Origin of the sequence: Brucella sp. HL-2 (assembly GCF_025846885.2) — a bacterium.
Lineage (GTDB): Bacteria > Pseudomonadota > Alphaproteobacteria > Rhizobiales > Rhizobiaceae > Brucella > Brucella quorumnocens.
On sequence record NZ_JAOYTK010000001.1, the window covers coordinates 136,300 to 162,893 of the forward strand.

Below are 26,594 nucleotides of genomic sequence, written 5' to 3' on the forward strand. Positions count from 1 at the left end.
ATGATATCCCGCCCTTTTCTTTGAAGCTACTTTCCAACATTTGAGCTTTTTAAATGCCTGTCATTCGTATCCTTCCCGCTGACGACAACACCAATGGCTGGAGCAAGATATTGCCTGCGCGCACGCCGCGTACAGCGCTCAAAGGTGATATCAAAGCCGACTGGATCGTGCTGGGCGCTGGATATGCAGGCTTAGCCGCCGCCCGAAGGCTGTCCGAGAACCGGCCCAACGACCAGATTGCACTGATCGATGCGCAAGAGGTCGGTAAAGGCACATCTGGGCGCGCTGCGGGTTTTGCCATTGATCTTCCGCACAATGTCAGTTCTTCGATGGAGGAGCTGGCTAAGTCGCACAGCTACCGAGCACTGGCGCGTGCAGCGATCGACCACCTTAAACAGCAAATTGACCGGCACGGCATTGACTGTGACTGGCGACAGGACGGAAAGTTTCACGCAGCGGTTTCCGATCAGGGTGTGCGTGAGGTTCTTGAACCGACAGTCAAAGAACTCGAACGCCTTAACGAACCATTCGACTGGCTCGAAGGCGATGCGCTGGCCAAACGGCTCGGAACAAACCATTTCAAGGCCGCTGTCTTCACCTATGGCACCTCGCTGTTGAACCCGGCTGCATTGGTACGCGGCCTTGCCGACTGCCTGCCCGACAATGTCACGCTGTATGAAAATTCTGCCGTGACCAAAATCGATTATGGCGACCACATTCACATTATCACGCCAAAGGGTAGCATTCAGGCACCCGCCATGATCCTGACGGTCAACGGTTTTGGCGAGCAGTTCGGCTTTTTCAGACGAAAGCTCCTGAACTTTGCTGCCCATGCAAGCCTCAGCCGTCAGCTGACCGACGATGAATACAAAGCGATTGGTGAGGTGGATCCGTGGGGGCTTACGCCCGCGAACTCCTTTGCCGGGATCACCATGCGTTTGACATCGGATCGGCGCATTCTGATGAGGCAGAATGTGCATTTTTGTCCATCGCTCCGTCAGTCGGATGGGCAGCGCCAAACCGTAAAGCGCGAACATAAGCGGCTGTTCGACGAGCGTTTCCCAATGTTACCCAATGTCGAGATGCAGCACACATGGACGGGCTTTATCTGCCTATCGCGCAACGGTGCGCCAGGCTTTGGCCAGATTGCCAGGAATGTTTTCACCTCACTCTGCCAGAACGGTGTCGGCATAACCAAAGGAACCATTGGCGGCATTCTCGCAGCCGATATGGCCTGTGACATTGATAATCCACTGATCGACGACATGCTGAAACTGGGCAGCCCAACTGAGCTACCGCAGCGCCCCTTCCTCGATATAGGCGTGCGCGCGCGGTTTGCCTGGGAGCTGTGGCATGCACGCGGCGAAGTGTGATCAGAACCGAGTGAGCTGGATGTTGTAACAGGCGCACAGACTGGTGCTTTTTGGCGCATTTGCAGCGATAATGCTTGCTTATTGGAGCTTTTGGGTTGTATCGGGAAAAAGACAGAGCCAGAACAATCGCAAGCAATAAAATTGCGCATGAAAAACCGGGGAATGGTTCCAAAGGCAAATGTGTTTGGAACAAACTCAAATCAAAACCGGTCGTGATTGAAACAGGTCTTTCGGACATGAAAAGGCAAATGCCTGAATGTGCGAAAGCCAGTGAATCTATGTGCCTTGAATGGTGCATCTTCATTTTCAGCCACGGCAAAGAACAAGGAATCTCAATGTGAGTCAGATCGCCTTCTGGGGTGCGGTCGAATTGGGCCTCGTCTTCTCTTTCGTCGCCATCGGCGTCTATCTGGCTTTCCGCGTGCTCGATTTCCCCGATCTGACCGTGGACGGCTCCTTCCCGCTTGGTGCTGCCGTGACTGGCGTTCTGATCATTGCTGGGTGGAACCCCTGGCTTTCAGCTGCTGTTTCGATGATTGCAGGCTCGCTTGCAGGACTTGTGACAGCAACGCTCAATGTGCGCTTCAAGATTCTCAATCTTCTGGCCTCCATTCTCACAATGATCGCGCTGTTTTCAGTCAATCTGCGCGTCATGGGACGTCCGAATATCGCCCTGATTAATCAGGACACGATGCTCTCACCGTTCTTCGGTCATGGCATTCCTGAATATTATGTGCGTCCGGCATTCCTTTTCGTGCTTGTTGCTGTCACGGTTTTCCTCGTCTGGCGTTTCCTTGAAAGCGACATGGGCCTTGCCATGCGCGCAACCGGTGCCAATCCGAAAATGGCCCGTGCGCAGGGCGTACGCACCGACCGCCAGATTTATCTGGGCATGGCCCTCTCCAACGCGCTCGTGGCGCTTGGCGGCTCGTTATTCGCCCAGACAAACGGCTTTGCAGACGTAACATCGGGCGTTGGCACGATCGTTGTCGGTCTGGCCGCTGTGATCATCGGTGAAACACTGCTGCGCACGCGTCTCATCCTTGTCATTCTCATCGGTTGCGTCCTGGGTTCGATCATCTATCGTATCGCCATCCAGCTTGCGCTTTCCAATGGCAGTATCGTCGGGCTTCAGGCTTCCGACCTCAATATCGCTACAGCGCTTCTCGTCACCTTCGCACTGATCTTGCCGCGCCTGCGCCGTGGAGGAGCATCATCATGATCGAAGTTTCCAATCTCGAGGTCATTTTCGGTCGTGGGACACCGCTCGAGAAGCAGGTGCTCAACAAGATCAATCTGACGATGGATCAGGGCTCGTTCGTCACCGTGATCGGCTCCAACGGTGCCGGTAAATCGACCATGCTCGGCGTTCTGGCAGGCGATGTCATCCCAACCGCTGGCAAGGTTGTGATCAGCGGACAGGATGTAACGCGCAAGTCCACAGCCGAACGTGCCGGTCTTGTGGCCCGCGTGTTTCAGGACCCGCTCGCAGGCAGCTGCGGGACGCTGACGATTGAAGAAAATCTTGCACTGGCCGCATCGCGTGGTACGCGCCGTGGCCTCACCCATGCGCTCAATTCCAAGCGCCGTGAATGGTTCCGCGAACGTGTGGCAAGCCTCAACCTCGGCCTCGAAAACCGCATGCAGGATCGCATGGAGCTTCTCTCCGGCGGTCAGCGTCAGGCGCTCTCGCTGATCATGGCCACTCTCGCCGGTTCCGAAGTTCTGCTGCTCGACGAACATACCGCAGCCCTTGATCCGGGCATGGCTGAGTTCGTCATGGAACTGACCCGCACGCTGATCTCGGAAAACAAGCTCACAGCATTGATGGTCACGCATTCCATGCGTCAGGCGCTCGATTATGGCGACCGCACCATCATGCTGCATGGCGGCAAGATCCTGCTTGATGTTACCGGCGACAAGCGCAAGACGCTGGGCGTTGAAGACCTCATCGAGATGTTCCGCAAAGTGCGTGGGCAGACGCTCGATGATGACGCTTTGCTGATCGAATAAGCATGTCGCGGAAAAGTGGGAACCGGTTTTCCGATAACGGCATGCGCAAAACCAGAAAATAGAGCGAGCGCAGTGGGTACGACTAAGCGCGACACGCTCTAAGCTTTGCAAACAGCTTTGTTTCACAGCCGCCGTTCAGTTTGACCGGCGGCTGTTTCGTTTGAAAACGAATTGCGCTACTTAATCCCTTATGGCGCAGAAAAAAGCACACGAAGTAGATCAGTTCATTGGCAGGCCGAGCAGCTCGTTTCCGGTCGTGCTTCTTTATGGCCCAGACAAGGGGCTGGTGAGCGAACGTGCGCGCCGCTATGCAAAGGCCACCAAACTGCCGCTGGATGATCCCTTTGCGGTCATTCGCATGGAAGCCGATGAGATCGATGCGGATCCTGCAAAACTCGCCGATGAAGCGCGTACAATCTCTATGTTCGGTGGTGAACGGCTAATCTGGATCAAGAACGCAGCCGGGCAGAAGAAGCTTGCAGACGCCGTGAAACTTTTGGCAAATGAGCCACCGCGTGAAACATATATTCTGGTGGAAGCCGGCGACCTCAAAAAAGGTGCAGGCCTGCGTAGCGCTGTCGAGAACGCGACCGCTGGCATGGCCCTTCCCTGCTATGCGGACGACGCGCGCGGCATTGACGACGTTATTGACGACGTTTTGGCTGAATGGAAGATGCAGATCACCATGGACGGGCGTCAGCTGCTGCGCGCGAGCCTTGGCGGTGATCGGCTTGCGACGCGTGGCGAACTGGAAAAGCTTTGCCTTTATGTGCGCGGCAAAGAACGCATCGATATAGACGATGTGCGTGTAGCGGTCGGCGATGTAGCAGGTCTTTCAACAGATGAAGTCATTGACGCTGTGTTGACGGCAGACCTGCCCCGTTTTGAAATATCTTTTGACCGGGTTGTGAAATCCGGCACAGCCCCATTCCTCCTGCTTAACACTGCCATGAGGCAATTCCAACAAATTCAGACCCTGCGCCATATCGCCGATACCGAGCGCAAAAGTGCTTCCGTGGTTGTCGCCTCTGCGCGTCCGCCGATCTTTTTCAATCGCAAGAAACTGATCGAAAATGCTGTTGACCGCTGGAAGGCAGAGAACCTCGTGCGCGTTATGGAGCGCCTGCAACGCGCTGTGCTGGAAAGCCGTCAGAATGCGGTACTCTCCGTGCCTATCATTCGTCAGTGCTTGCTTGCTATTGCTGTCGAAGCTGCCAAGCTGGCACGCAGATAAGCTCTACCGGCTAAGGTTTAGCCTAGGGCTTTCTCGATACCTCCGCCACAGCGATACAAGCCAGCCTGTGAAATAGCCCGTTGATGCGCCTGATACGACGGCTGTCACCAGCATCAATGTGGAATGCTCCTGTGGATAGAACGCATTGAGCACTGCCAGAACATACTGAGCGCAAAAGAAAATCAGATTGCGGATCAGCGGAAGTATCGTCCCAGCCCGCTCGACGGTTTTGTTCTGATGATCAACTGCGAGAACACGCGGGCCTGTGAGATAACCAACAGGTGCCAGCACGAACAGTCCTGCAAACCACGCAATCAGGAATGAACTGAATCCATCCGAACCGCTATCAAAGTGCATGAAACCGACGGCAATGAAGATCACGGGGACGAATAGCAGTCTCCAGACCGAAACCGTGCTTGTTTCACGCCCTTTCACCCCCTGTATGACGAGATAAGCGAGCAGCCCCCAAACATAGATCGGTGTATGAATTATGATTTGAGTGAGCATTTCCATGAAACAATATCTCCCCGGCGCGGTGTTCTAAAAGCAATATCTCAATAGTATAAGACTTATACCAAAGCGCTAAGATGCTGATGCAGCACGCCTCGAAAATGTTCAATCGCCACACGGGCTTAACCAACGTCCGATGAGTCTTACTCAATGAACTTTGGTATTAGCGAAAGTCCGGCAGAAACCGCGTTGGGTGTTAGACAGCTGCAATAATTCAGCAATTGATCAAGAGCACGTGAGCAGCCTCGCTCAACCTTGAGCTTGTTGGCGCATTCAGCAATATTCCATATGGTTCGATTTCATAACTGAAATGACAACCCCAAGTTTTCAAGCCCCCATTTTACTATAAGTCATTGGAATATAAGAATGATCGGCTGCATACCTCCAATTCTTCTGCTCATGCTCGGTGCATTGTTTGGTTGGCTGATCGGCGGCAATTACGGCGCCTTCTGGGGAAGTGCGGTCGGCGTTATCATCGGTATCATCCTGATGATAATTATCGTCTTTTCGCTGATCAAAGCGCGCGGTCGATAAAACGAAAAAGCCGTGAAACAAATGTTCCACGGCTTCAAATTCAGACTTCTAAGCAAATGTCGGAATCACACCACTAGCTTTGAAGACGACGGCAGATTTCGTCGAGCTGCTCAAGAGAGCTGTAACGAACTTTAACCTCACCACCACGCTCGCGGTGATTGATTTCGACCTTCATGCCAGTGACGTCGGAAAGCAGCTTTTCAAGCGCCTTTGTATCGGCATCTTTCTCAATCGGCACGCTCTTGCCCGGCTTTGGTTCAGCACCATTGCGCGCTTGTGACAGCGCTTCAACCTGACGAACAGACAGACCTTCCTTGACCACGCGCTCCGCAAGCGCAGTTGGGTCATCCATGGTGATCAGGCTACGTGCATGACCTGCAGACAAAGCGCCATCCGAGATGAAATCCTGCACGCGCTGCGGTAGTTTCAAAAGGCGCAGCGTATTGGCAACATGGCTTCGGCTTTTGCCGATCACCTGTGCCAGATCGTTCTGCGTGTAGTCATGATTGTCGATAAGCTGTTGATATCCCATAGCTTCTTCGACAGCATTCAGGTCGGCACGCTGAACGTTTTCAACAATTGCGATCTCAAGCGCAACGCGATCATCCACATCGCGAATGATAACCGGGATCGTATCGACGCCTGCACGCTGCGATGCGCGCCAGCGACGCTCACCGGCGATCAGCTCGAAACGATCAGGTTCACCCGGTGCCGGACGCACGACGATTGGCTGAACAACGCCGTGTTCTTTAATCGACTGCGCCAGATCTTCCAGTTCTACTTCCGAGAACATGCGTCGCGGATTGCGCGGATTGCGCGTGACGAACTCAATCGGAACGTTACGCTCGCTGCTGATCGGCACCTTGCGCTCTTCCGCCGGGCGGTCGATTTCACCAATCAGTGCGGCCAAGCCGCGGCCAAGGCGCTTTTTTGAAGGATCGTCGTTCATCGTCGGCAGTTCCTGCAATTGTTACGTAGTCGAATCGATCAAAGCATCGCAATTGCGACACTCGCTAATTATGCGGCTTTAAGCTGCCGCTCCCGCTGGATAACTTCCGATGCGAGCTGCAAATAAGCCTGGCTGCCAGCGCATTTCAAATCATAAAGAATAGCTGGCTTGCCATGGGATGGCGCTTCTGACACCCGCACATTGCGTGGGATGACAGTACGATAAACCTTCTCACCCATGAATGCGCGAACATCGTCCACCACCTGAGAGGCAAGGTTGTTGCGACTGTCGAACATGGTCAAAACAATGCCCTGTATCGTCAGATCGGGATTGATGGTTGAACGTACTTGGTCGACCGTCTGCAGGAGCTGGCTCAGGCCTTCCAGTGCGAAGAACTCGCACTGCAGGGGAACCATGACCGAATCTGCTGCCGCCATCGCGTTCAACGTCAGCAAGTTCAACGATGGAGGGCAATCAACCAAAATATACGAGAATTTATCAGCAACAGCAGAATCAAATCGCAACGCATCACGCAAGCGACGTGTGCGATCAGGAGCCTGCGCTATTTCCATCTCAATGCCGAGAAGATCGAGCGTTGAAGGCACGATATAAAGGTTTGGAACGTCGCTCTGCATGGCGGCATCATTCGCTGATGCTGCCTGCGTCAGCACGTCGTAGGACGAAAGCGGACGGTTGAGGCGATCAATTCCGAGGCCAGTACTGGCATTGCCCTGCGGGTCGAGGTCAACGATTAGCACAGTTTCGCCAATAGCAGCGAGAGCTGTCGCAAGGTTGATAGCTGTCGTTGTCTTACCAACGCCACCCTTCTGATTTGCAATGGTTATGATCCTGGATCTTTTGCTCATTACCGTCGCCCTGCTGCTTTCTGTCATATCGATTCCGAAATAACTGGGGCGGATTAACTTAAGATGCGTCGTAGATTGCTGATCTCAAGTATCACCGAGTTATTATCGATAGCACTTTCATGTTGTACCAGATCGAAACTCCAGCCGACACGGCTTTCATCGATTTCTCTCTGGTAATCCCGACCTTTTTGAAAAAGCGCCTTTGAACCACTGCACAACCATGGTCCGGCAAGCTCAAAAAGAACGTTCAGCGATGCAAGTGCGCGGGCTGTAATGACCTGCGGCGTCTCAATTTTATCCCACATTGCCTCGATGCGCGCCGCATGGACACGCGCCGGAACACCGACATGCCCTGCGGCAGTGCGTAGAAAAGCTGCCTTTTTTCCCGCACTTTCAACAAGATCAATCGAAGCACCCGGAATGTCTTCCAGAAAACAGGCTGTTACGATGCCAGGGAAACCACCACCCGAACCCAAATCGAGCCAGCGCGTCGCTTCAGGTGCGAGCGGAAATATCTGCGCGCTATCGAGAATATGGCGGTTCCAAAGATCAGCGAGTGTCGAAGGAGATGCCAGATTTATGGCCGATGACCACTTGCGGAACAGTTCTTCAAACGCAATCAAGCGGTCCGTTGTTTCACGTGAAACATTAGGAACGATAGTTTTCAAGCTCGAATAACGTCTATCCACAGTCATGCCACGCCCTTCTCGGCGTCCAGTACAGCGGCTGCACGTTCGCGCGCACCATGCCTCTTTATATGCGTAATAAGCAGCGCAAGTGCTGCCGGTGTAATACCTTCAACACGTTGCGCTTCGGCAATCGTCTCTGGTTTACGCTGTTTCAGCTTGGCTTTAAGTTCGTTTGAAAGGCCAGAAATTGCATCAAAGTCCAATGTCACTGGAATGAAAAGTCGCTCCTCGCGTTCCATCACTGCTATATCGCTCTGCTGGCGGTCCATATAAACCGAGTACTGCGCTTCAATTTCCAGCGCTTCTTTAGTGGCTGAATCAATAGAATTCAGTTCTGGCCAGATAGCCTGAAGCTTCTGCAAATCGATATCCGGATAAGACAACAGATCATAAGCAGAGCGACGTACCCCATCCTGATTGAGATGAAGGTCATATCGGCTGGCCTGATTTGGCGTGATAGTCAGCTCTTGGGTCATCATACGCGCGGTCGACAATGCATCCTGACGCGCTGTAAACTTTTCGCGGCGATCATTGCCAAGAATGCCCAGTTGATCAGCCAAAGGCGTCAACCGCTGATCGGCGTTATCAGCACGCAATGACAGACGGAACTCAGCACGTGATGTAAACATACGATAAGGTTCGCTGACGCCGCGAGCAGTCAGGTCATCGACCATGACGCCAATATAAGCTTCCGTTCGTTGTATGATAATAGGATCGCTGCCCCCTGCACGCTTGGCGGCATTCAGGCCTGCGAGAAGTCCTTGCGCTGCGGCCTCTTCATAACCGGTGGTGCCATTGATCTGTCCTGCAAGGAAAAGCCCGGTGACGCGTCGTGTCTCCAGGCTGCGCTTCAACTCTTGCGGATCAATAAAGTCATACTCAATTGCATATCCCGGCTGAAGCATCACCGCCTTCTCCAGACCCGGAATGGTCGCGAGGTAGGCAAGCTGAACCTCTTCTGGCAGTGACGTGGAGATGCCGTTTGGATAAACGGTGTGGTCATCCAGCCCTTCAGGTTCCAGAAATATCTGATGTCCATCACGGTCGCCAAACTTGACGATCTTGTCTTCCACCGATGGGCAGTAGCGCGGACCTATTCCCTCGATCGAACCCGAATACATTGCGGAACGATGAAGATTGGCGCGGATGATCGCATGAGTTTCAGGTGTCGTGCGGGTAATACCGCAATCTATTTGCGGCGTCGTGATCTTATCCGTCATCAGCGAAAACGGCACAGGGTCTTCGTCTGCCGACTGCATATCCAGGCTCTGCCAATCGATAGTGCGGCCATCAAGACGCGGCGGAGTACCGGTTTTCAACCGACCGACGGCAAAACCAAGGCCACGCAAAGTATCAGAAAGGCCCAGTGCAGGCTTCTCGCCCATACGTCCAGCGGGGATTTTCTTCTCGCCAATATGGATAAGACCATTCAGGAATGTACCGGTGGTCAGCACAACTGCAGCACAGGCAAGCTCGCGTCCATCGCCCAGAACGACCCCTGAAATGCTGCCATCTGTGATACGAATGTCGGAAGCCCCACCTTCAACGACAGTAAGGTTCTCCTGGGCAGAAATAAGCACCTGCATCGCCAGCCGATAAAGCTTACGATCAGCCTGCGTGCGAGGACCGCGGACCGCCGGACCCTTGCGACGATTGAGCAGGCGAAACTGGATGCCAGCCTTATCGGCAACACGACCCATAAGACCGTCAAGCGCATCAATCTCGCGAACAAGGTGGCCCTTCCCCAGACCGCCAATGGCCGGGTTACAGGACATGACGCCAATCGTATCAAAACGATGTGTGACGAGAGCCGTACGAGCGCCTGCCCGCGCCGATGCTGCCGCCGCCTCGCAGCCAGCATGTCCGCCACCAATGACGATCACGTCATAAGCTGTGACTTCTGAAGAACCTGAAATGTTCATCCTGATACGTCCAAATCCGTTCCAGCGCATTTCCGGCAAAGTGGGCGGGCCCTCCGTCTCGGATAATGCATAAAAGAAAGAACAAAGCGGCCCGGGCGATTCAATTCAAATCAGAGCTACTCTGGAAAGCAGTCTCTTTGACATGTTTGTCGGCTCAACGGAAGAGGCAGTATAGCGAAGGTCGATCAACTCTTTGATAAAGTTGATACGAAACTCGACTCACGGAAGAGTTTGGGAGTCAATACGAACTGGCAGATTCCACAGATGTTTCACGTGAAACAATTTTCATGCCGCCCTACGCTCCAGCGTCACTGTTTCACGTGAATCACTCATTTCCCGATACAGAATTGCGAGAAGATCACGTCCAATATCTCTTCAACATCCACGTCACCGGTAATGCGTCCAAGATACTGTGAGGCATGACGCATATTCTCAGCGCGTAACTCCAATGGAAGATCGTCGCGATTAGCCGCGGTTTCAATTTCCGAAACCGTTGATTGCAGGAGATTGATGTGACGCTGCCGTGTCGGAACCGCGTCATTGATCTGCCCGATGCGATTTTCCGCAAATACTTGCAGCGCGGCGAGCAATTCGACGAGGCCTGCATTGGTCTTGGTGGAAATACGATATTTCCATCCACCGGTCTCAGAATTACTAAGGTCAACTTTGGTGCCAACCGTCCAGACATCAGCTTCGCTCTCATCAAGAGAGACAGCGATGGGGTTTTGCATATCTTCCAGCAACAGGACCAGATCAGCTTCGGCCGCGCGTTCTAGCGCACGTTCGATGCCGATCTTCTCAACCTTGCTGGTAGTCTCTCGAAGTCCAGCAGTATCAGTTACATAGACGGGAATGCCTGCAAGGTTGAGTTTGACTTCCAAAAGATCGCGCGTTGTGCCTGCCTCTTCTGAAATGATTGCAACCTCGCGACCAGCCAGGAAATTCAGAAGACTGGATTTTCCTGCGTTGGGTGCACCAGTGATAACGACATGCAGTCCATCGCGCAGCATTGCTGCGCGCTTTCCGCTTTCAATATGTCGTAGAATTGCTGTTCTTAGTGACCTGAGTTCTTCCCATACCTGTCCCGAAACGGAACCCGGTACGTCGCTTTCATCCGCGAAATCCAGCTCCGCTTCAATCAAAGCCCGGGCGCGCACAAGCCTTTGGCGCCATTCCGTATAAAGTTGACGCTGCGCACCTGAAGCGACCTGCAAAGCAAGACGGCGTTGGCCTTCCGTTTCCGCTGCAATAAGATCAGCCAGACCTTCGGCGATGGTCAAATCCATCTTGCCGTTCGTAAAAGCTCGGCGCGTAAATTCTCCAGCTTCAGCTATCCGGCAGTTTGGGAAGCTGCCCAACTCCTCAAGCAGTTTTTCGACGACAGCAATACCACCATGAAGATGGAACTCCGCACAATCTTCGCCGGTAAAGCTGTTAGGACCGGGAAAAAACAATGCTAATCCACGGTCAATGGCGTCTCCATTCCGCGCGCGGAACGTCTTGTAAGCTGCATAACGCGGCTCAATCATCTTTCCAATAATCGTTTCGACTACGAATCGAACCTGCGGGCCTGATATCCTGACGACCGCAACACCCGATGGAAGGCGCCCACTCGACAAGGCAAAAATAGTGTCCTGAAGATGCTGCCGCTCGCTCATTTGATTTCCCGTTCTATATTGGTAAGCACGTGCATATTCATTCGCGCCACGAAAGAAAAGACTTATGACCAATATCAGCAGCAACAGACTCGGAGCCGCACCAAGCGCCTATCTGCGTCAGCACGCCGATAATCCGGTTCATTGGCAGCCCTGGGGCAAAGATGCACTTGATGCAGCGCAGGAGCTGAACCGCCCTATCCTGCTATCGATTGGTTATGCTGCCTGCCACTGGTGCCACGTCATGGCGCATGAGTCTTTCGAAGACCCGGAAGTTGCCAGCGTCATGAACACGCTGTTCGTCAATGTTAAGGTCGACCGCGAGGAACGACCCGATATCGATCAGATCTATATGGCTGCGCTGAGTGCCATGGGACAGCAAGGCGGGTGGCCGCTTACGATGTTCCTGCGTCCTGATGGCAAGCCATTCTGGGGTGGTACATATTTTCCACCTCAGGCTCGACATAACTTGCCGGGTTTTTTGGACGTGCTCAAGGCAGTCAGTAGTCTCTGGCAGGGAAATAAAGAAAAAATTAACCATAATGCCGAGGCTGTGTTTAATCATCTGGAAGCACGGCTGGCGGCGCAGAACGATGCCAGCGCGAACGAGATCGTACGCTTCGATGATGTTGCAGATCGCATATATGAAATGTTCGATCCGGTTCGAGGCGGCATCAATGGCGCACCGAAGTTTCCGAACACGCCGTTCATGGATGCCCTCTGGTTAACCTGGCTCTATAATCGGCAAGCGACCCACCGCGATATGTTTCTGCTTTCATTGAAGACGATGTTGCAAGGCGGCATCTATGATCATTTGGGTGGCGGACTTTGTCGCTATAGCGTCGATGCAGACTGGCTCGTGCCACATTTTGAAAAGATGCTTTATGACAATGCTCAAGTCATTCGACACGCAACCTATGCCTATGCCGAGACCAAAGACGAATTGTTCCGTGTCCGAATCGAAGAGATAGTCAATTGGTTGATACGAGAAATGCGTTTGCCGGATGGCAGTTTTGCATCAAGCCTCGATGCGGACAGTGAAGGCGAAGAAGGAAAGTTCTATATCTTTTCAGAGGCGGAAATCGATAACGTCCTCGGTGATCAGGCGGGAAACTTCAAAACCTATTATGGTGTGAAACCCGAGGGTAATTTTGAAGGCATGAATATTCTCAACCGTCTTCATGCCGTCTATGAAGACGGTTTAGTACCGTCGAATATCGCGGCGGCCAGAGACAAGCTTCTCCGTTATCGCAATGCTCGTGTTCGACCGGGGCGCGACGAAAAAGCTCTTACCGACTGGAACGCTCTTATGATCCGCGCGCTGGCAGAGGCCGGCCGTTGTTTCAAGCGATCAGATTGGGTTGACTACGCCGTTTCGGCCTATCGTTCGATAGGTTCATCGTTTCAGGATGGGCGCATCGCACATTGCCGAATGTATGACGTGCTGGTCTACCCTGCCCTCTCGACAGATTACGCCGCGATGATGAATGCCGCACTTTCGCTGTTTGAAGCAACTGGTGACAGAACATTCATTCGCGATGCGGTTGCGCTCAAAGACGCGCTTGATGCAAACAATTGCGACGCGTCAGGCAATCACCGACTTTCCGCACTCGATGCGGAGGACGTAATTCTGCATAGTTATGGCGATTATGACGAAGCGATCCCCAGTGCCACCAGCCAGATCATTGAAGCTTTCACACGGCTGTTTCTCGCAACAGGCGATATGCACCTTTATATCCAGAATGAACGTCTGGTTGAACAGGCCATGGGTCGTGCGCTTGTCCAGCAATATGGCCAGATCGGCATATTGAATGCGTGCCGCTTTGCAGCCGAACCGCTGTCTCTGGTGATTGCTGATGAAGGTGCTGATGGTGAACTCGCTGCCACGGCAGAAAGAATTCCCGATCCAAGGCGGCTTGATAAATTCGTTCAATTTGAAGCAGGCAAAGAAATTGAGCTTCCGACAGGTGGCATTGCACATGCCAATAAACCGTCAGCCTGGCTCTGCAAGGGGCAAGTCTGCCTAGCGCCTGTCGAGACCCCTGCCGCACTCGAAATCCTGCTGAGAGGCTAAGCCTGCCGATTTCTGAGACCAGAAAATAGAAACGCCGCGCTGATGTCTCAACGCGGCGTTTTGTTTGGATACGGATAAACCGAAATTACGTATTCATCGAATCGAAGAACTCGCCATTGCTCTTGGTCTGCTTGAGCTTGTCGATAAGGAACTCGATCGCATCGGTAGTCCCCATCGGTGCAAGAATGCGACGAAGTACGAAAATCTTCTGGAGATCGGCGCGTGGCACCAACAGGTCTTCCTTACGTGTGCCGGACTTGAGAATGTCCATGGCAGGGAAGATACGTTTGTCGGCAACCTTACGATCAAGAACGATTTCCGAGTTACCCGTGCCCTTGAATTCTTCGAAGATCACTTCGTCCATACGCGAACCGGTATCGATCAGCGCGGTGGCAATGATGGTGAGCGAGCCACCTTCTTCAATATTACGGGCTGCACCGAAGAAGCGCTTCGGACGCTGGAGTGCGTTTGCATCGACACCACCGGTCAAAACCTTGCCGGATGAAGGCACAACGGTGTTGTAAGCGCGTCCAAGACGGGTGATGGAGTCGAGAAGGATCACAACGTCACGGCCATGTTCAACAAGGCGCTTTGCCTTTTCGATGACCATTTCAGCGACTTGAACGTGACGTGATGCCGGTTCGTCGAAGGTCGAAGAAACAACTTCGCCCTTAACCGAACGCTGCATGTCGGTCACTTCTTCCGGACGTTCGTCAATCAGAAGAACGATCAGATAGCATTCAGGATGGTTCGCAGTGATCGAATGCGCAATGTTCTGCAACAGAACAGTCTTACCGGTACGTGGCGGAGCGACGATCAGACCGCGCTGGCCTTTGCCGAGTGGTGCAACCAGATCGATAACGCGGGACGAAAGATCCTTCGAGGTTGGAACTTCCAGCTCCATCTTGAAGCGCTCATTTGGATAGAGCGGCGTCAGGTTATCAAAATGAACCTTGTGGCGGATCTTTTCCGGATCTTCAAAATTGATCGTGTTGACCTTGAGGAGTGCGAAATAACGTTCGCCTTCCTTAGGACCACGGATCGGACCTTCAACCGTATCGCCGGTCTTCAACGAGAAGCGGCGAAGCTGGGAAGGAGAAATATAAATATCGTCCGGGCCTGGCAGATAGTTGGCATCGGCAGAGCGCAGGAAACCAAATCCGTCCTGCAGCACTTCAACAACTCCCTCGCCGATAATTTCGACGTCCTGAGCAGCAAGGCTCTTGAGGATCGCGAACATCAGTTCCTGCTTGCGCATTGCGCTCGCATTTTCGACCTCAAGCGTTTCGGCAAATGCCAGCAGCTCGACCGGGGTTTTGTTTTTAAGTTCTTGTAGTTTCATTTCCTGCATGGGTGAGGAACTCTTTTGAAATATAAGGAGAAAATGCAGTTGTTCGGAAAGGTGGTCACGTGGAGTGTGACCGGCATCGAAGGCCTGCTGTCATGGTGGGAAGAGGACTCACTCATACCGGTTTGCGGCATGAAGAGCAAGTCTCAGTTAAGGATTGCTGGAAGTTAGTGCAATAGGAAAAAGGTAGAAGCCCGAAAAAATCGCGAAAAAACTATCGGGCTTCTTTGAAAAATATAGAAAATTAGAATGGCTTCACGATCACAAGAATAACGATGAAGATCATCAGTAGTGTCGGAACTTCATTGATGATTCTCCAGTGTTTGGCTGATTTGGTGTTACGATCTTCTGCGAAGAGCCGTGTTGCCTTTGACAGATAACCGTGAAGGCCAGACAACAGAACGACCAGCAAAAGCTTGGCATGCAACCAGCCACCCCGAAACCCGAAAATCTCCCAAGCCATCCAAAGACCGGCTATCCATGTCACAACCATGGCGGGATTAATGATGAAGCGAAGCAACCGCCGTTCCATCACCTTGAAGGTTTCCGAGGTTTCTGAACCGGGTGTTGTCGCGCAATGATAGACGAAAAGACGTGGGAGATAGAGCATACCCGCCATCCAGGCGATTACGGCAATGACATGGATCGATTTGACCCAAAGATAAGCGTCAGCTGGATTCACGTGAAACAATCCCCATAAACCAAGTACCACAACCGCAAGACCGACGACGGTACGGATCAGAGCGGCTTTGCCGCTGTTTGCTTTATCGGAGGCACTCATCATCAGCCTCCACGAACGCGATCAATCATGCGCTGAACGTTTTCAATTGGCGCCTGTGGCGTAATTCCGTGGCCAAGATTGAAGATCAGCGGGCCCTGACCGAGATTTTTCAGGATTGCATCAACCCCTTCATCCAGAGCCTCTCCACCAGCCACAACGCGCAGCGGATCGAGATTTCCCTGAATGGCGCCTTCCTTCTGCAATTCCTGCGCAAATGAGTTTGGAACAGACCAGTCAAGGCCGAGCACATCAACACCGGTCTTTTCACGGTAGCCCGCATAAAGCATTCCGGCTCCTTTCGGAAACCCGATGATACGTGCGTCGGGATAAACCGCCCTCACCTTCTGGACGATCCGGGCGACCGGACAGATACAGAAACGTTCAAAGCAATCTTCATCGAGAACGCCAGACCAGGAATCGAAAATCTGCACGGCATCAGCGCCTGCATCGAGCTGTTCGATGAGATATTCCGCTGAAACATCCGCCAGATCATTCAAAAGCTTTTCGAACGCTTCCGGGAAACGATAGGCAAACAAACGAGCGGGAGCCTGATCAGGCGTGCCGTGACCGGCGATCATATAGGTCGCAACGGTCCAGGGAGCGCCACAGAAGCCCAGCAGCGTTGTTTCGTCGGGGAGTTGCTCGCGGAGCAGCCGAACCGTCTCATAGACCGGCTCCAGCCTTTTGGCGACACCTTCAGTCTCAAGCCAGAATATCTCATCGGCATCAATCGGTGTCATCAATGGTCCCTTGCCTTCTTCAAAGCGAAGGTCTCGTCCAAGGGCGTGAGGGACAACCAGGATATCTGAAAACAAAATGGCTGCATCAAAGCCATAACGGCGGATTGGCTGAAGTGTCACTTCGACTGCCAGATCGGGTGAATAGCAGAGGTCGAGGAAGCTTCCGGCTTTCTTGCGCACTTCGCGATATTCGGGAAGGTATCGTCCGGCCTGACGCATCATCCAGATTGGAGGTGGAAAGACTGTCTCACCGTCTATCACTTTCAGGACCTTGCGTTTCATTACATTCCACCCTGTCTGATCTGTTTCCGTGGTTCTGTGTGAAAGTTTTCCCGTCCGGCTCTCATAAAGAAAGGATGATTCAGGAATCTTTTGATTCTTAGAGTCTGTTGGAATCGGGGATTAAGGTTTGTCCGTCTTTTCCCCACAGTTCCGCTCTGGCCATCTCAGCCTGTGCGATAATTCACCGATCGCTCGGACAAAAGCAATGAAAACTAAAATCTTTCATTGAATAGAAGGGGTTACCAATTGACGCAGTTTCGGCCTCTTTGTGGACAAGCTGGGTATATTGTTGTGATTTCCAAATGTTACGAGTCTTGTCCACAGTGGCTTTCTGAAGCTTCTCACATGTGGGCTCGCTGTGGATGACTTGCCAAGTTTCCCACTGCCTGCCATGGCTTGTGGATGAAACCTGTGTTTTACGCACACTCGTCAACAGGGGCGGGAGAAAACTGTGACCAGACCGCTTTCTTACTTTCATCTTCATCTGATTTCTGATGCGACGGGAGAGACTCTCCTGGCGGCTGGCCGCGCTGCGGCCGCTCAATATGCCAATGCGCGGGCAATTGAGCATATCTATCCGCTCATCCGCACAGAGAAGCAGCTGCGAAAAGTGCTTGAGAATATCGACGCTGAACCCGGCATCGTTCTCTATACAATCGTCGATCAGAAGCTCGCTGCCATCATCGACGACACCTGTGCGGAAATGGGTGTGCCGAGCGTTTCGGTACTTGAGCCGGTGCTCAACACGTTTCAGTCTTATCTCGGAGCGCCTGCGCATCGCCGTGCAAGCGCCCAGCATGTGCTCAATGCCGACTATTTTCGCCGGATCGACGCGCTTAATTTCACCATGGAGCATGACGACGGCCAATTGCCGCTCGATATAGAAGAGGCGGATGTCATTCTGGTGGGCATTTCACGCACATCGAAGACGCCAACCAACATCTATATGGCGAATCGCGGTATCAAGGCGACAAATGTGCCGATTGTATTGGGTATTCCGGTGCCTGAGGTTCTTTTTACGGCAAAGCGACCCTTGATTGTCGGTCTGGTGGCAACTGCGGAACGTATTTCCCAGATCAGACAGAACCGCCCGCTTGGCAATGTACCGTCTCTTGATACGGGTCTTTATACAGACCGCGTTTCAATTTCCGAAGAACTGGCTTATGCCCGCAACCTGTGCAACCGGCACGGTTGGCCGATTATTGATGTGTCGCGCCGGTCGATTGAGGAAACCGCAGCCGCTATCATGGCCTTGCTGCGCGATGGCAAGAAGGAAGATCAGTCATGACCACGAAACTTATTCTCGCCTCGAAGAGTCCGTTCCGTTCGGCAATTTTAAAAAATGCCGGCATCGTGTTTTCGACCGAAAGTGCGGATATCGATGAACGTGCGGTTGAGGCTCCTCTCTATAAAAGCGGTGCAACACCGCAAGAGGTAGCGCAGGTTCTGGCCGAAGCAAAAGCCTTATCTGTCAGTGAAAATCATCCCGATGTCGTGGTGATTGGTTGCGATCAGACGCTTTCGCTGGGCGATCAGATTTTCCACAAGCCTGTGGATATGGATGCAGCGCGCCGCCAGCTTTTGCAGTTTTCGGGCAAGACGCATCAGCTTAATAGCGCTGTCGTGCTGGTCAAAAATGGCAAGACCCTGTGGCGGCATGTTTCGGTGGCGCGCATGACCATGCGCGATCTCGATCCGGGCTTTGTCGGACGCTATCTTGGTCGCGTTGGCGATATTGCCCTTTCAAGTGTCGGCGCTTATCAGGTAGAGGGTCCGGGCATTCAGCTCTTTGAAGAAATCGAAGGCGATCATTTCACCATCGTTGGATTGCCCCTGTTGCCACTGCTCAATGAATTGAGGAAGGAAAATCTGATCGATGGCTAAAAAGGCATTTGTGACCGGCTTTCCAATAAAGCATTCGCGCTCACCGCTCATTCACGGCTTCTGGCTCAGGGAGCTGGGTCTCGAAGGCTCTTATGAAGCCATTGAGGTCGCACCTGAAAATTTTGCAGAATTTGCCACCTCGCTTGAACAAAACGGCTTTGTCGGGGGTAATGTCACAATCCCACATAAGGAAGTGGCTTTTGCGGCTGTGGAAATCCGCGATGAAGCAGCCAATGCCATTGGCGCAGTCAACACGCTCTGGCTCGACAACGGCAGGCTTTGCGGCGCCAATACCGACGCTTATGGTTTCGCGGCCAATCTGGATGCGCTGGCACCCGGTTGGGACAATGCGGATACGGCACTGGTTCTGGGCGCAGGCGGCGCGGGACGCGCTATTGTCCACGCTTTGCAGACGCGCGGTTTCTCGCGCATCGCAATCATCAATCGCACGCTAAGCCGGGCCGAAGAACTGGCAAGCCATTTTGGCCAAGGCGTTTCAGCGCATGGATGGGATGCAGCGCAGCGTCTTGTCAAAGAAGCGGGTCTGATCGTCAACACCACTTCACTCGGCATGAGCGGACATGGCGAGGCGACAGAGTTTCCGCTTGATCTGAGTGAGGCGCAGAAATCAGCCGTTGCCACCGATATTGTCTATATTCCGCTCAAGACGCCGTTTCTCACCAGCGCTGAAGCAGCGGGTCTTAAAACTGTCGATGGGCTTGGCATGTTGCTGCATCAGGCGGTTCCGGGTTTTGAACGCTGGTTTGGCAAAAGACCAGAAGTGACAGAAGCACTTCGTAATTATATTCTGGATGATATGAAAAAGGCTGGTGCTTTATGATCATCCTCGGACTGACCGGCTCTATAGGCATGGGAAAAACCACTGCGGCAAACATGTTTGCCGACAATGGTGTGCCGGTCTACAGCGCGGACGATGCCGTTCACCGGCTTTATTCGGGTCGGGCGGCTCCCCTGATCGAAGCCGCCTTCCCCGGAACGGTTGTCGATGGCACGGTCGACCGGACAAAACTATCAGCAGCCGTGCTTGGCAGGCCGGAAGCGCTTAAAAAGCTTGAATCCATCATTCACCCACTGGTGCACGAAGAAGAAAAAGCCTTTCTTGCGAATGCGCGCGCCGGCGGCGCTGAAATTGCCCTCATTGATATTCCTTTGCTGTTTGAAACGGGCGGTGAAAGCCGCGTGGATAAAGTGGCTGTTGTGTCAGCGCCTGCCGAAATCCAGCGCGAACGTGTGCTGTCGCGTCCCGGCATGAGCGAAGAAAAGTTTGAAGCCATTCTTGCCCGACAGATGAAGGACAGCGAAAAGCGTGCGCGTGCGGATTTCGTCATCGATTCTTCGGGCAACTTTGAGGAAACGCGGGCGCAGATCAAAGCCATCATCGCTGAATTGCGTGGAAAGCCTGTCAATCAGTCCTGAGAGCTGGCCCTGAGAGCTGGCATAGCGTGCTATAAAGTACCAAATCATTTAGAGCCGTTTCGATCTGATTGAATCAGATCGGGCTCTAATCCTTTTGTTTAAACGCGCATCTTATCCGAAAACCGCTTCGCACTTTTCGGGATGCTCTCTAAGAGGTTTTCCATGCGTGAGATCGTTTTCGATACGGAAACCACTGGCCTTGAACGGCTTGAGGACCGCGTGATCGAAATCGGTGGTGTGGAAATGATCAACCGCTTTCCCACGGGTCGCACGTTCCACAAATTCATCAATCCACAGGGGCGCAAGGTTCATCCCGATGCACTCGCGGTCCATGGTATTACGGACGAGCAATTGCTCACCGAGCCAAGCTTTGCCGACATTCTCGATGAATTCATGGAATTTTTCGATGGTGCAAAACTCGTCGCGCATAATGCGATGTTCGATCTTGGTTTCATCAATGCGGAATTGGGCCGCTTGGGAAAGCCGGAAATAGCCGTTGATCGCATCGTCGATACGCTTGCGCTTGCGCGCCGTCGAAATCCGATGGGGCCCAATTCGCTTGATGCGCTTTGCAAGCGTTATGGCATCGACAATTCGCACCGCACATTGCACGGCGCATTGCTCGATTCTGAAATTCTCGCCGAAGTCTATATCGAGCTGATTGGCGGTAAACAAACCGCTCTTGGACTCAGTTCTTCCGGTGGTTCCGGTAGTGATGACCGCTCTGAGAATGGCGGCAATATTGTCTTGCGCCAGCGTCCGAAACCATTGGCGCCACGTATCAGTGAAAAGGAACGCGCTGCGCATGATGCTCTTGTTGCGAAAATGGGCGACAAGGCAATCTGGAAAAAATACGTAAGCTGACGTCTAAATAAAAACCCCGCAAGAGCGGGGTTTCTTTTGATGCGTGTAGAGATTAGCTCTTTACAGCGTTCTTGGCTTCTTCTTCGGCCATACGGCTCTGGAACATCTGAGCAAAATCGATCGGATCGATCATCAGTGGTGGGTAGCCACCATTGCGCGTCGCATCAGCAATGATCTGACGAGCAAACGGGAACAGCAGACGTGGGCATTCGATGAACAGCAGCGGAAGCATGTGCTCCTGTGCGATGCCCTGAATGCGGAAAACGCCGCCATAAACCAGCTCGGTGTTGAACAGAACGTCCTTGCCGTCAACAGCTTTGGCTTCGAGCGTGAGAACAACGTCGAAATCTGTTTCGGACAGCGGATTAGCGTTTACGTTCACATTGATGTTGATCGAAGGAGCCTTTTCGCGTGGGCGCAGCGACAGAGGCGCGCCTGGGCTTTCAAAGGAAAGATCCTTGATGTACTGGGCCAGAATGTTGAGGGACGGCTGGGCGGTTGCGCCATTGCCGTTCTTTACTTCGCCCGCAGCGGCCTTATCGCTCATTATCGGTATGCCTTCTCTTTAATAATTTATCTTGTTGCCCAAAAAGCAGTGATGCTTGGCTAGCATGTGTGCGTAGATGAGGCAAGAAACCGTTTTTAAGTTAGTATTTGCGCGATTAGCGATCCTTGCGATCGGGATTCCATGGTGAGTTTTCATCCGGCTTTGCGGTATAATCTTCCGGGTCCAGATCGATCACGTTGTTTTCTTTAGTCTCATATGGGTTTTCTCTAGGTTCATACGGACGATAGGCTTCCGAATAGCGTGTCGAGGCGGTCGCGACGACCAGTCGATTGCGCACAAACCGGTTCCAGACAAGATTGCGAATAAACGGAACGAAAAGCAGAAGTCCGATGGCGCTTGTGACAAAGCCAGGCACGATCAGCATGATAGCGGCGACAACGATCATCGCTCCATGCATCATTTCGCGGTCCGGCACGCATCCTGCAGCACTTTCGGCGCGGATGCGCTGCAGCAGCCCGAAGCCCTGTACACGCAGCAGGAAAAAGCCGAGCATGGCGCTAAGGATAATGAGACCAAGCGTAGCAAACACACCGATTTCGCTGCCGACGATCACAAAACCTGCAATCTCGATGAATGGCATTGCCAGTATGGCAAGGGGTGCAAGGGAAGAGGACACGTCGATTATGACCTTATGTTGATTTGCGTTTGTAATGAAGCAAACTTCATTCGCTTGTTCTATTCATGACATACATGCAAAAATGCTTCGCATTCTTACGAAATTGAAACTCTCTATCATACAATATCAGATAGGTATGCGTGATCGGGATTTGAATGATCAGTGAAGCCGATCTATATGTATATGTAACGAAATTGACGACGTGAGACGGATTCGTAATCCTGAAACGTCCATTGGTGGCAGGCGGTATGGAATTTTTTGATTTTGGCACGATATTCTTCTTCATCGCGGCGGTGGTAATCTTTCTTCAGTTGAGGAATGTTCTTGGCCGCCGTACGGGAAATGAAAAACCGCCAATAGATCCATATACTTCCGCACGTAATACCGATGCCCAGACTGCAAGTGGCGAAACCGACAATGTCGTTTCCCTGCCGCAGCGTCCCGGTGAAAAGGATTTTACCGCAATCGACAAGGTCGCGCCTGCTGGTACGCCTATTAATGATGGGCTCCGTGCCATTCAGGCAGCCGATCCAACTTTCGACCCCGCAAGTTTCGTTGATGGCGTGAAGATCGCTTATGAAATGATCGTGATGTCTTTTGCCGACGGCGACCGTAAGGTTTTGAAAAACCTTTTGTCTAAGGACGTCTATGAGGGCTTTGTCTCGGCAATCGATGAGCGCGAAGCACGCGGTGAAAGCACACGCTCAACCTTTGTAGGCATTGATAAGGCAGAAATCGCCAATGCCGAAATGAAGGGCTCGGAGGCGCACGTCACGCTCAATATCGTGAGCCAGATGATTTCTTCCACACTCGACAAGGACGGTAATCTCGTCGAAGGTGATCAGGAAAACGTCGTCGAGATCCGCGACCTCTGGACCTTTGCCCGCGATACACGTTCGCGCGATCCAAACTGGAAGCTTGTCGCGACCGAAGCCGAAGACTAAAGAGAGTTGACGATTCAGGGCCGCACTTTTTTACCTTGTGCATTATCCGACGCAAAACCGCTCCGCACTTTTGCTGGAAATGCTGAGTTAGCGGCCCTTTTAATTATTGACGGATGCGGCTTGTGCATAATCTGGCGAACATCATACGACCGGTCAGTTTTTCAGATTGCCCGGGCTGGGATCACGACGATCAGGCACTCGCCTTTTCGGCTTTTCGCCGTTCAGCCGATTATGCGGAACATAATCGCTATAACAGCGGTAGCCTCGGTATCAGTTTCGAGGCGCTTGCACCGGCTTTTGCTGCTGCCCGTTCCCTTGATAAACCCGATACTGCGCAGGCGCGGGCTTTCTTTGAAGAGCATTTCGTCCCGTGCCGTATTGATGCCGAAGGTTTTGTGACGGCCTTCTATGAACCGGAAATTGAAGCTTCGCGTAAGCCAGATGCGCATTTCACAGTGCCGTTTCTCAAAAAACCCGACGATCTGGTGAAAGTTACGGATGAGAACCGCCCTGCCGGGCTTGATGCCTCCTTCGCTTTCGCGCGCAAAACGCTACAAGGCATTGAGGAATACGATGATCGCCGGGCAATCGAACAGGGCAGTCTTAAAGAACATGGGCTTGAACTTGCCTATGTGGCTGACCGTGTTGATGCCTTCTTCGCCCATGTGCAGGGGGCTGCGCGGTTAAAACTCACCGATGGCAGTTTTATGCGTATCACCTATGCGGCCAAAACCGGCCATCCTTTTACAGGAATCGGGCGTATTCTGGTGGCGGAAGGCGGGATTTCTGCAGATGAAATCTCCATGCAAACGATCCGCCAATGGTTGAGAGAGCACCCGGATCGGGCCGACGATCTCATCTGGCAGAACCGCTCCTATATTTTCTTCCGCGAAGCACCTGTTGATGATCTGAATGTGGGGCAAATCGCTGCGGCCAAAGTCCCGCTGACCGCTGGACGTTCAATTGCGGTCGATAGATTTTTGCACACGTTCGGGACGCCCTTTTATGTCGATGCACCAAGCGTTACAGCGTTCGATAATGCCCCATTCTCGCGCCTCATGATTGCGCAGGATACCGGCACGGCGATTGTCGGTCCGGCGCGTGGTGATCTCTTTGCGGGATCGGGGGATGCCGCAGGCGAGATCGCCGGTGGCATCAAGAACAAGGCCGATTTTTATGCGCTTATTCCGCGCGCCAGTGCATCGGCCCTAAAATCGAATACGATTTTAGGGAAGCAGGCACGAGGCCCTATGGGGCGGGACTGATCGATGTCGCCCAAAACCGAAAAGCCCGCGAAAGATTATCTGAGACCAGAAGATCGCATCCTCTGGGAAACCGTTGCTAAAACGGCCAAACCGCTGGTGGGCAAAAAGTCCGCTGTAGAGGAAGAGTTTCCGGATTTCAAAGCTGTGATGGCGCAGGAGGTTGATAAAAAGCCTTCGCAAAAAACACCCTCGCCTTCGAGCGAGCCAGCGACGCCGAAAAAGAAGCTTACCTCTCTCAAGGAAATGCCGATCCATAGCTTTGATCGGCCGACGCACCGCAAGATTTCCAAGGGACGTGTGGATATCGAAGCGCGTATCGATCTGCATGGGCTCACGCAGAACGATGCCTATGAGCTGCTTTACGGATTTTTGCTGAGCGCACATGCCCGCGGGCTCAAGCACGTGATGGTCATTACCGGAAAAGGCCGCTCATTTGGCAGCGAAGGCGTGCTGAAACAGGCCGTGCCGCACTGGTTCTCGACGCCGTTGTTCCGGCTTCTGGTGAGCGCCTATGAAGATGCAGCCCATCATCATGGCGGTCACGGCGCGCTTTATGTGCGTCTGCGCAAGCAGACGCAGAACGGGAGTCTGATCCGATGACCCCTTTTGGCAAACGTCTGCGCGAATTGCGTGACGAGCGCAATGTGACGCAAAAGGAAATGGCGGCAGCCTTACGCGTTTCGCCTGCCTACCTTTCAGCGCTTGAACATGGACGGCGTGGACAGCCGACCTGGGATCTGCTGCAACGCATCATCACCTATTTCAATATTATCTGGGACGAGGCCGAAGAGCTGCAAAATCTGGCGGCGGTTTCGCATCCCCGCGTGGTGATCGACACCTCAGGACTATCGCCACAGGCGACCGAGCTTGCCAATCTCCTCGCCCGCAACATTCGCATCATTGATCGCGAGACGATCAAACATTTAAGCGAAGAAATAGAAGCCGCGCGCAAACGCCGCCGCGGCTTTAAGCCATTAGCCCCATCGGCTCTAAAATAGCGCTTTCAGCTCGTCGAGCTTGGTGTTGACCAGCCAGCCATAATAGTTTTCCTGCGGCATCAATGGTGCCTGACCGGACGCTTTGCGCTGAGCATTTTCATTGGCAAGCGCACGGGCGCGGACTTCTGCACCGCCGGTATTATAAAGGGTTGCGGTCAGGCCGGGATTCTTAGAAATGTCGAAATCGGCAATCTGGCGATAGGCAGTGATCGATTGCTTAAGCGTTGCCGCGATGTATGGCAGCGTGAGATCGGGGTCCATGATGGTTTTGTAGACCACATTTCCGTTCTCGGCGTTCAGCTTCGGCAGGCCGGATACACGATTGACCATGTCCGACATCTGCAGTGCAGTCAGCGGATTGATCTGGCCAAGGCCGAATGTCTGACCTGCATAAAAAGGCTGGAAGAACACCGCACTGAAACGGTTGTTCGGATAGGCTTTGCCACCCAGGGACTTTCCACGAAACTGCTTGTTCCAGACAGTCTCACGGCAACCCCACAGCGAATAGCTGTCTTTGAACTTGAGGCACTCCGAAAACTCCGGGCGCTTCACGAACTGGCCGATGCTTTCGCCATCATAGCCAAAACTCACGCCCTGGTTCACATAGGACATAGCCTTGACGTAATAGGTCTGTAGCCTGTCATAAACGTCGACATTATAGGTGTGTTCGCCAACGATGGCGCCGACGATATGGATCGGATCAATGCCGTAAGCCGAAGCAGTCGATTTGATTTTCGAGCGCAGCGAAGCATCTTTTTTCAGAAGATTATAAATCTTGCGATACTTGGCTTCATAGGTCGTGCTCAGTTCCTTGGTGCGCTTGGCCGAAGCGCCGGGAATGGGCGGCTGATCGTCATTGCGGTTTCCCGGCGGCACGCTAACAGCTGCGAAGGCGCTCTGGCAGGAGAAAGCGATGGCAAGGCAGATGCCTGCAATACGGTTCAATCGGCTGGTCATTGCGCGGTAACGGCCCCAATATGGTTAATAGAGCGCCGTGCGCCCCAGTGGGCGCACAAAGGTCGCTCTATCAGTTCAAACTATGCAGTAG

Annotated in this window: 28 protein-coding genes; 16 read left to right on the plus strand and 12 right to left on the minus strand. The window is 52.9% G+C overall.

Annotated elements, in window-relative coordinates; genetic code table 11:
* Positions 1-53 precede the first annotated feature (53 nt).
* The 4 genes from OIV19_RS00665 (at position 54) to holA (ending at position 4,620) form a co-directional block, all read left to right on the plus strand.
* Positions 54-1,373 carry an NAD(P)/FAD-dependent oxidoreductase gene (locus OIV19_RS00665; RefSeq protein ID WP_264230409.1) on the plus strand — a complete coding sequence of 440 codons (1,320 nt, stop codon included), beginning with the start codon at positions 54-56 and terminating at the stop codon, positions 1,371-1,373.
* Between the two features lie 337 nt (positions 1,374-1,710).
* Complete coding sequence (locus OIV19_RS00670; RefSeq protein ID WP_095447677.1) at positions 1,711-2,595, plus strand: ABC transporter permease; 885 nt, start codon at positions 1,711-1,713, stop codon at positions 2,593-2,595.
* Positions 2,592-3,386 (plus strand): ABC transporter ATP-binding protein, encoded by a 795-nt coding sequence (locus OIV19_RS00675; RefSeq protein ID WP_095447678.1) that lies wholly within the window; start codon positions 2,592-2,594, stop codon positions 3,384-3,386. Before OIV19_RS00670 ends, OIV19_RS00675 begins: the two co-directional genes overlap by 4 nt.
* Positions 3,387-3,576: 190 nt before the next feature.
* Positions 3,577-4,620: a DNA polymerase III subunit delta gene (holA, locus tag OIV19_RS00680; RefSeq protein WP_264230410.1), complete on the plus strand. Its 1,044-nt coding sequence runs from the start codon at positions 3,577-3,579 to the stop codon at positions 4,618-4,620.
* 3 nt (positions 4,621-4,623) lie between these two features.
* On the opposite strand, the gene OIV19_RS00685 is transcribed toward holA, so the two are convergent.
* Complete coding sequence (locus tag OIV19_RS00685; protein ID WP_264230411.1) at positions 4,624-5,133, minus strand: hypothetical protein; 510 nt, start codon at positions 5,131-5,133, stop codon at positions 4,624-4,626.
* 363 nt (positions 5,134-5,496) lie between these two features.
* Here OIV19_RS00685 and OIV19_RS00690 point away from each other — a divergent pair, with 363 nt between their 5' ends.
* A complete protein-coding gene (locus tag OIV19_RS00690; protein ID WP_157743478.1) occupies positions 5,497-5,664 on the plus strand; it encodes a hypothetical protein in 168 nt (55 codons plus the stop codon).
* Between the two features lie 73 nt (positions 5,665-5,737).
* Here the strand turns inward: OIV19_RS00690 and OIV19_RS00695 are convergent, their stop codons facing one another.
* The 5 genes from OIV19_RS00695 to mnmE form a co-directional block, all read right to left on the minus strand.
* Positions 5,738-6,613: a ParB/RepB/Spo0J family partition protein gene (locus OIV19_RS00695; RefSeq protein ID WP_095447681.1), complete on the minus strand. Its 876-nt coding sequence runs from the start codon at positions 6,611-6,613 to the stop codon at positions 5,738-5,740.
* A gap of 68 nt (positions 6,614-6,681) precedes the next feature.
* Positions 6,682-7,479 (minus strand): ParA family protein, encoded by a 798-nt coding sequence (locus OIV19_RS00700; RefSeq protein WP_094578485.1) that lies wholly within the window; start codon positions 7,477-7,479, stop codon positions 6,682-6,684.
* Between the two features lie 53 nt (positions 7,480-7,532).
* The gene (gene rsmG / locus OIV19_RS00705) at positions 7,533-8,174 is read right to left on the minus strand and encodes a 16S rRNA (guanine(527)-N(7))-methyltransferase RsmG (RefSeq protein WP_264230412.1); all 642 of its coding nucleotides are present in this window, start codon (positions 8,172-8,174) and stop codon (positions 7,533-7,535) included.
* Positions 8,171-10,090, minus strand: coding sequence for a tRNA uridine-5-carboxymethylaminomethyl(34) synthesis enzyme MnmG (mnmG, locus tag OIV19_RS00710; RefSeq protein ID WP_264230413.1), 1,920 nt, complete (start codon positions 10,088-10,090; stop codon positions 8,171-8,173). Before mnmG ends, rsmG begins: the two co-directional genes overlap by 4 nt.
* Positions 10,091-10,419: 329 nt before the next feature.
* Positions 10,420-11,748 (minus strand): tRNA uridine-5-carboxymethylaminomethyl(34) synthesis GTPase MnmE, encoded by a 1,329-nt coding sequence (gene mnmE, locus OIV19_RS00715; protein WP_264230414.1) that lies wholly within the window; start codon positions 11,746-11,748, stop codon positions 10,420-10,422.
* Between the two features lie 64 nt (positions 11,749-11,812).
* On the opposite strand from mnmE, the gene OIV19_RS00720 reads away from it, so the two are divergent.
* Entirely contained in the window at positions 11,813-13,819 is a 2,007-nt protein-coding gene (locus tag OIV19_RS00720; RefSeq protein ID WP_264230415.1) for a thioredoxin domain-containing protein, read from the plus strand.
* A gap of 85 nt (positions 13,820-13,904) precedes the next feature.
* On the opposite strand, the gene rho is transcribed toward OIV19_RS00720, so the two are convergent.
* Positions 13,905-15,170, minus strand: a complete 1,266-nt coding sequence (gene rho / locus OIV19_RS00725) for a transcription termination factor Rho (protein WP_024898458.1) — start codon at positions 15,168-15,170, stop codon at positions 13,905-13,907.
* 33 nt (positions 15,171-15,203) lie between these two features.
* Here rho and OIV19_RS00730 point away from each other — a divergent pair, with 33 nt between their 5' ends.
* Entirely contained in the window at positions 15,204-15,338 is a 135-nt protein-coding gene (locus tag OIV19_RS00730) for a hypothetical protein (protein ID WP_264230659.1), read from the plus strand.
* A 73-nt stretch (positions 15,339-15,411) separates the two neighbouring features.
* Here OIV19_RS00730 and hemJ read toward each other — a convergent pair whose 3' ends face one another.
* Complete coding sequence (hemJ, locus tag OIV19_RS00735; RefSeq protein WP_095447686.1) at positions 15,412-15,948, minus strand: protoporphyrinogen oxidase HemJ; 537 nt, start codon at positions 15,946-15,948, stop codon at positions 15,412-15,414.
* A 2-nt stretch (positions 15,949-15,950) separates the two neighbouring features.
* Positions 15,951-16,970 carry a uroporphyrinogen decarboxylase gene (hemE, locus tag OIV19_RS00740; protein ID WP_264230416.1) on the minus strand — a complete coding sequence of 340 codons (1,020 nt, stop codon included), beginning with the start codon at positions 16,968-16,970 and terminating at the stop codon, positions 15,951-15,953.
* A 451-nt stretch (positions 16,971-17,421) separates the two neighbouring features.
* On the opposite strand from hemE, the gene OIV19_RS00745 reads away from it, so the two are divergent.
* From OIV19_RS00745 to dnaQ, 5 genes are all read left to right on the plus strand, one after another.
* A complete protein-coding gene (locus OIV19_RS00745; RefSeq protein WP_264230417.1) occupies positions 17,422-18,258 on the plus strand; it encodes a pyruvate, water dikinase regulatory protein in 837 nt (278 codons plus the stop codon).
* Entirely contained in the window at positions 18,255-18,854 is a 600-nt protein-coding gene (locus OIV19_RS00750; RefSeq protein ID WP_264230418.1) for a Maf-like protein, read from the plus strand. Before OIV19_RS00745 ends, OIV19_RS00750 begins: the two co-directional genes overlap by 4 nt.
* Positions 18,847-19,695: a shikimate dehydrogenase gene (locus OIV19_RS00755; RefSeq protein ID WP_264230419.1), complete on the plus strand. Its 849-nt coding sequence runs from the start codon at positions 18,847-18,849 to the stop codon at positions 19,693-19,695. The genes OIV19_RS00750 and OIV19_RS00755 overlap by 8 nt, the downstream gene beginning before the upstream one ends.
* Positions 19,692-20,291: a dephospho-CoA kinase gene (coaE, locus tag OIV19_RS00760; RefSeq protein ID WP_264230420.1), complete on the plus strand. Its 600-nt coding sequence runs from the start codon at positions 19,692-19,694 to the stop codon at positions 20,289-20,291. Before OIV19_RS00755 ends, coaE begins: the two co-directional genes overlap by 4 nt.
* Positions 20,292-20,453: 162 nt before the next feature.
* Entirely contained in the window at positions 20,454-21,155 is a 702-nt protein-coding gene (dnaQ, locus tag OIV19_RS00765; protein ID WP_095447692.1) for a DNA polymerase III subunit epsilon, read from the plus strand.
* A gap of 52 nt (positions 21,156-21,207) precedes the next feature.
* Here dnaQ and secB read toward each other — a convergent pair whose 3' ends face one another.
* Both secB and OIV19_RS00775 read right to left on the minus strand, forming a co-directional pair.
* Positions 21,208-21,702: a protein-export chaperone SecB gene (gene secB / locus OIV19_RS00770; RefSeq protein ID WP_095447693.1), complete on the minus strand. Its 495-nt coding sequence runs from the start codon at positions 21,700-21,702 to the stop codon at positions 21,208-21,210.
* A gap of 115 nt (positions 21,703-21,817) precedes the next feature.
* Positions 21,818-22,339, minus strand: a complete 522-nt coding sequence (locus tag OIV19_RS00775) for an FxsA family protein (protein ID WP_264230421.1) — start codon at positions 22,337-22,339, stop codon at positions 21,818-21,820.
* Between the two features lie 248 nt (positions 22,340-22,587).
* Here OIV19_RS00775 and OIV19_RS00780 point away from each other — a divergent pair, with 248 nt between their 5' ends.
* The 4 genes from OIV19_RS00780 (at position 22,588) to OIV19_RS00795 (ending at position 25,546) form a co-directional block, all read left to right on the plus strand.
* Positions 22,588-23,283 carry a Tim44/TimA family putative adaptor protein gene (locus OIV19_RS00780; protein WP_095447695.1) on the plus strand — a complete coding sequence of 232 codons (696 nt, stop codon included), beginning with the start codon at positions 22,588-22,590 and terminating at the stop codon, positions 23,281-23,283.
* A 113-nt stretch (positions 23,284-23,396) separates the two neighbouring features.
* A complete protein-coding gene (gene mltA, locus OIV19_RS00785; protein WP_264230422.1) occupies positions 23,397-24,548 on the plus strand; it encodes a murein transglycosylase A in 1,152 nt (383 codons plus the stop codon).
* A 3-nt stretch (positions 24,549-24,551) separates the two neighbouring features.
* The gene (locus OIV19_RS00790; RefSeq protein WP_264230423.1) at positions 24,552-25,148 is read left to right on the plus strand and encodes a Smr/MutS family protein; all 597 of its coding nucleotides are present in this window, start codon (positions 24,552-24,554) and stop codon (positions 25,146-25,148) included.
* Positions 25,145-25,546, plus strand: coding sequence for a helix-turn-helix domain-containing protein (locus OIV19_RS00795; protein ID WP_095447698.1), 402 nt, complete (start codon positions 25,145-25,147; stop codon positions 25,544-25,546). Before OIV19_RS00790 ends, OIV19_RS00795 begins: the two co-directional genes overlap by 4 nt.
* Here the strand turns inward: OIV19_RS00795 and OIV19_RS00800 are convergent.
* Positions 25,538-26,503, minus strand: coding sequence for a DUF1402 family protein (locus OIV19_RS00800; RefSeq protein WP_095447699.1), 966 nt, complete (start codon positions 26,501-26,503; stop codon positions 25,538-25,540). The two genes, OIV19_RS00795 and OIV19_RS00800, sit on opposite strands and share 9 nt — an antisense overlap.
* Positions 26,504-26,594: the final 91 nt, after the last annotated feature.

Bases quoted from the DNA above. Each gene is read 5' to 3' on its own strand.
- OIV19_RS00795 (WP_095447698.1), top strand. From the start codon at position 25,145: ATGACCCCTTTTGGCAAACGTCTGCGCGAATTGCGTGACGAGCGCAAT.
- rsmG (WP_264230412.1), bottom strand. From the start codon at position 8,174: ATGACTGTGGATAGACGTTATTCGAGCTTGAAAACTATCGTTCCTAAT.
- secB (WP_095447693.1), bottom strand. From the start codon at position 21,702: ATGAGCGATAAGGCCGCTGCGGGCGAAGTAAAGAACGGCAATGGCGCA.
- OIV19_RS00780 (WP_095447695.1), top strand. From the start codon at position 22,588: ATGGAATTTTTTGATTTTGGCACGATATTCTTCTTCATCGCGGCGGTG.
- OIV19_RS00755 (WP_264230419.1), top strand. From the start codon at position 18,847: ATGGCTAAAAAGGCATTTGTGACCGGCTTTCCAATAAAGCATTCGCGC.
- hemE (WP_264230416.1), bottom strand. From the start codon at position 16,970: ATGAAACGCAAGGTCCTGAAAGTGATAGACGGTGAGACAGTCTTTCCA.
- mnmG (WP_264230413.1), bottom strand. From the start codon at position 10,090: ATGAACATTTCAGGTTCTTCAGAAGTCACAGCTTATGACGTGATCGTC.
- OIV19_RS00675 (WP_095447678.1), top strand. From the start codon at position 2,592: ATGATCGAAGTTTCCAATCTCGAGGTCATTTTCGGTCGTGGGACACCG.
- OIV19_RS00665 (WP_264230409.1), top strand. From the start codon at position 54: ATGCCTGTCATTCGTATCCTTCCCGCTGACGACAACACCAATGGCTGG.
- OIV19_RS00720 (WP_264230415.1), top strand. From the start codon at position 11,813: ATGACCAATATCAGCAGCAACAGACTCGGAGCCGCACCAAGCGCCTAT.
- OIV19_RS00730 (WP_264230659.1), top strand. From the start codon at position 15,204: ATGCAGTTGTTCGGAAAGGTGGTCACGTGGAGTGTGACCGGCATCGAA.
- OIV19_RS00800 (WP_095447699.1), bottom strand. From the start codon at position 26,503: ATGACCAGCCGATTGAACCGTATTGCAGGCATCTGCCTTGCCATCGCT.
- OIV19_RS00690 (WP_157743478.1), top strand. From the start codon at position 5,497: ATGATCGGCTGCATACCTCCAATTCTTCTGCTCATGCTCGGTGCATTG.
- OIV19_RS00700 (WP_094578485.1), bottom strand. From the start codon at position 7,479: ATGAGCAAAAGATCCAGGATCATAACCATTGCAAATCAGAAGGGTGGC.
- OIV19_RS00695 (WP_095447681.1), bottom strand. From the start codon at position 6,613: ATGAACGACGATCCTTCAAAAAAGCGCCTTGGCCGCGGCTTGGCCGCA.
- OIV19_RS00790 (WP_264230423.1), top strand. From the start codon at position 24,552: ATGTCGCCCAAAACCGAAAAGCCCGCGAAAGATTATCTGAGACCAGAA.
- coaE (WP_264230420.1), top strand. From the start codon at position 19,692: ATGATCATCCTCGGACTGACCGGCTCTATAGGCATGGGAAAAACCACT.
- mnmE (WP_264230414.1), bottom strand. From the start codon at position 11,748: ATGAGCGAGCGGCAGCATCTTCAGGACACTATTTTTGCCTTGTCGAGT.
- rho (WP_024898458.1), bottom strand. From the start codon at position 15,170: ATGCAGGAAATGAAACTACAAGAACTTAAAAACAAAACCCCGGTCGAG.
- mltA (WP_264230422.1), top strand. From the start codon at position 23,397: ATGCGGCTTGTGCATAATCTGGCGAACATCATACGACCGGTCAGTTTT.
- OIV19_RS00750 (WP_264230418.1), top strand. From the start codon at position 18,255: ATGACCACGAAACTTATTCTCGCCTCGAAGAGTCCGTTCCGTTCGGCA.
- hemJ (WP_095447686.1), bottom strand. From the start codon at position 15,948: ATGAGTGCCTCCGATAAAGCAAACAGCGGCAAAGCCGCTCTGATCCGT.
- OIV19_RS00685 (WP_264230411.1), bottom strand. From the start codon at position 5,133: ATGGAAATGCTCACTCAAATCATAATTCATACACCGATCTATGTTTGG.
- dnaQ (WP_095447692.1), top strand. From the start codon at position 20,454: ATGCGTGAGATCGTTTTCGATACGGAAACCACTGGCCTTGAACGGCTT.
- holA (WP_264230410.1), top strand. From the start codon at position 3,577: ATGGCGCAGAAAAAAGCACACGAAGTAGATCAGTTCATTGGCAGGCCG.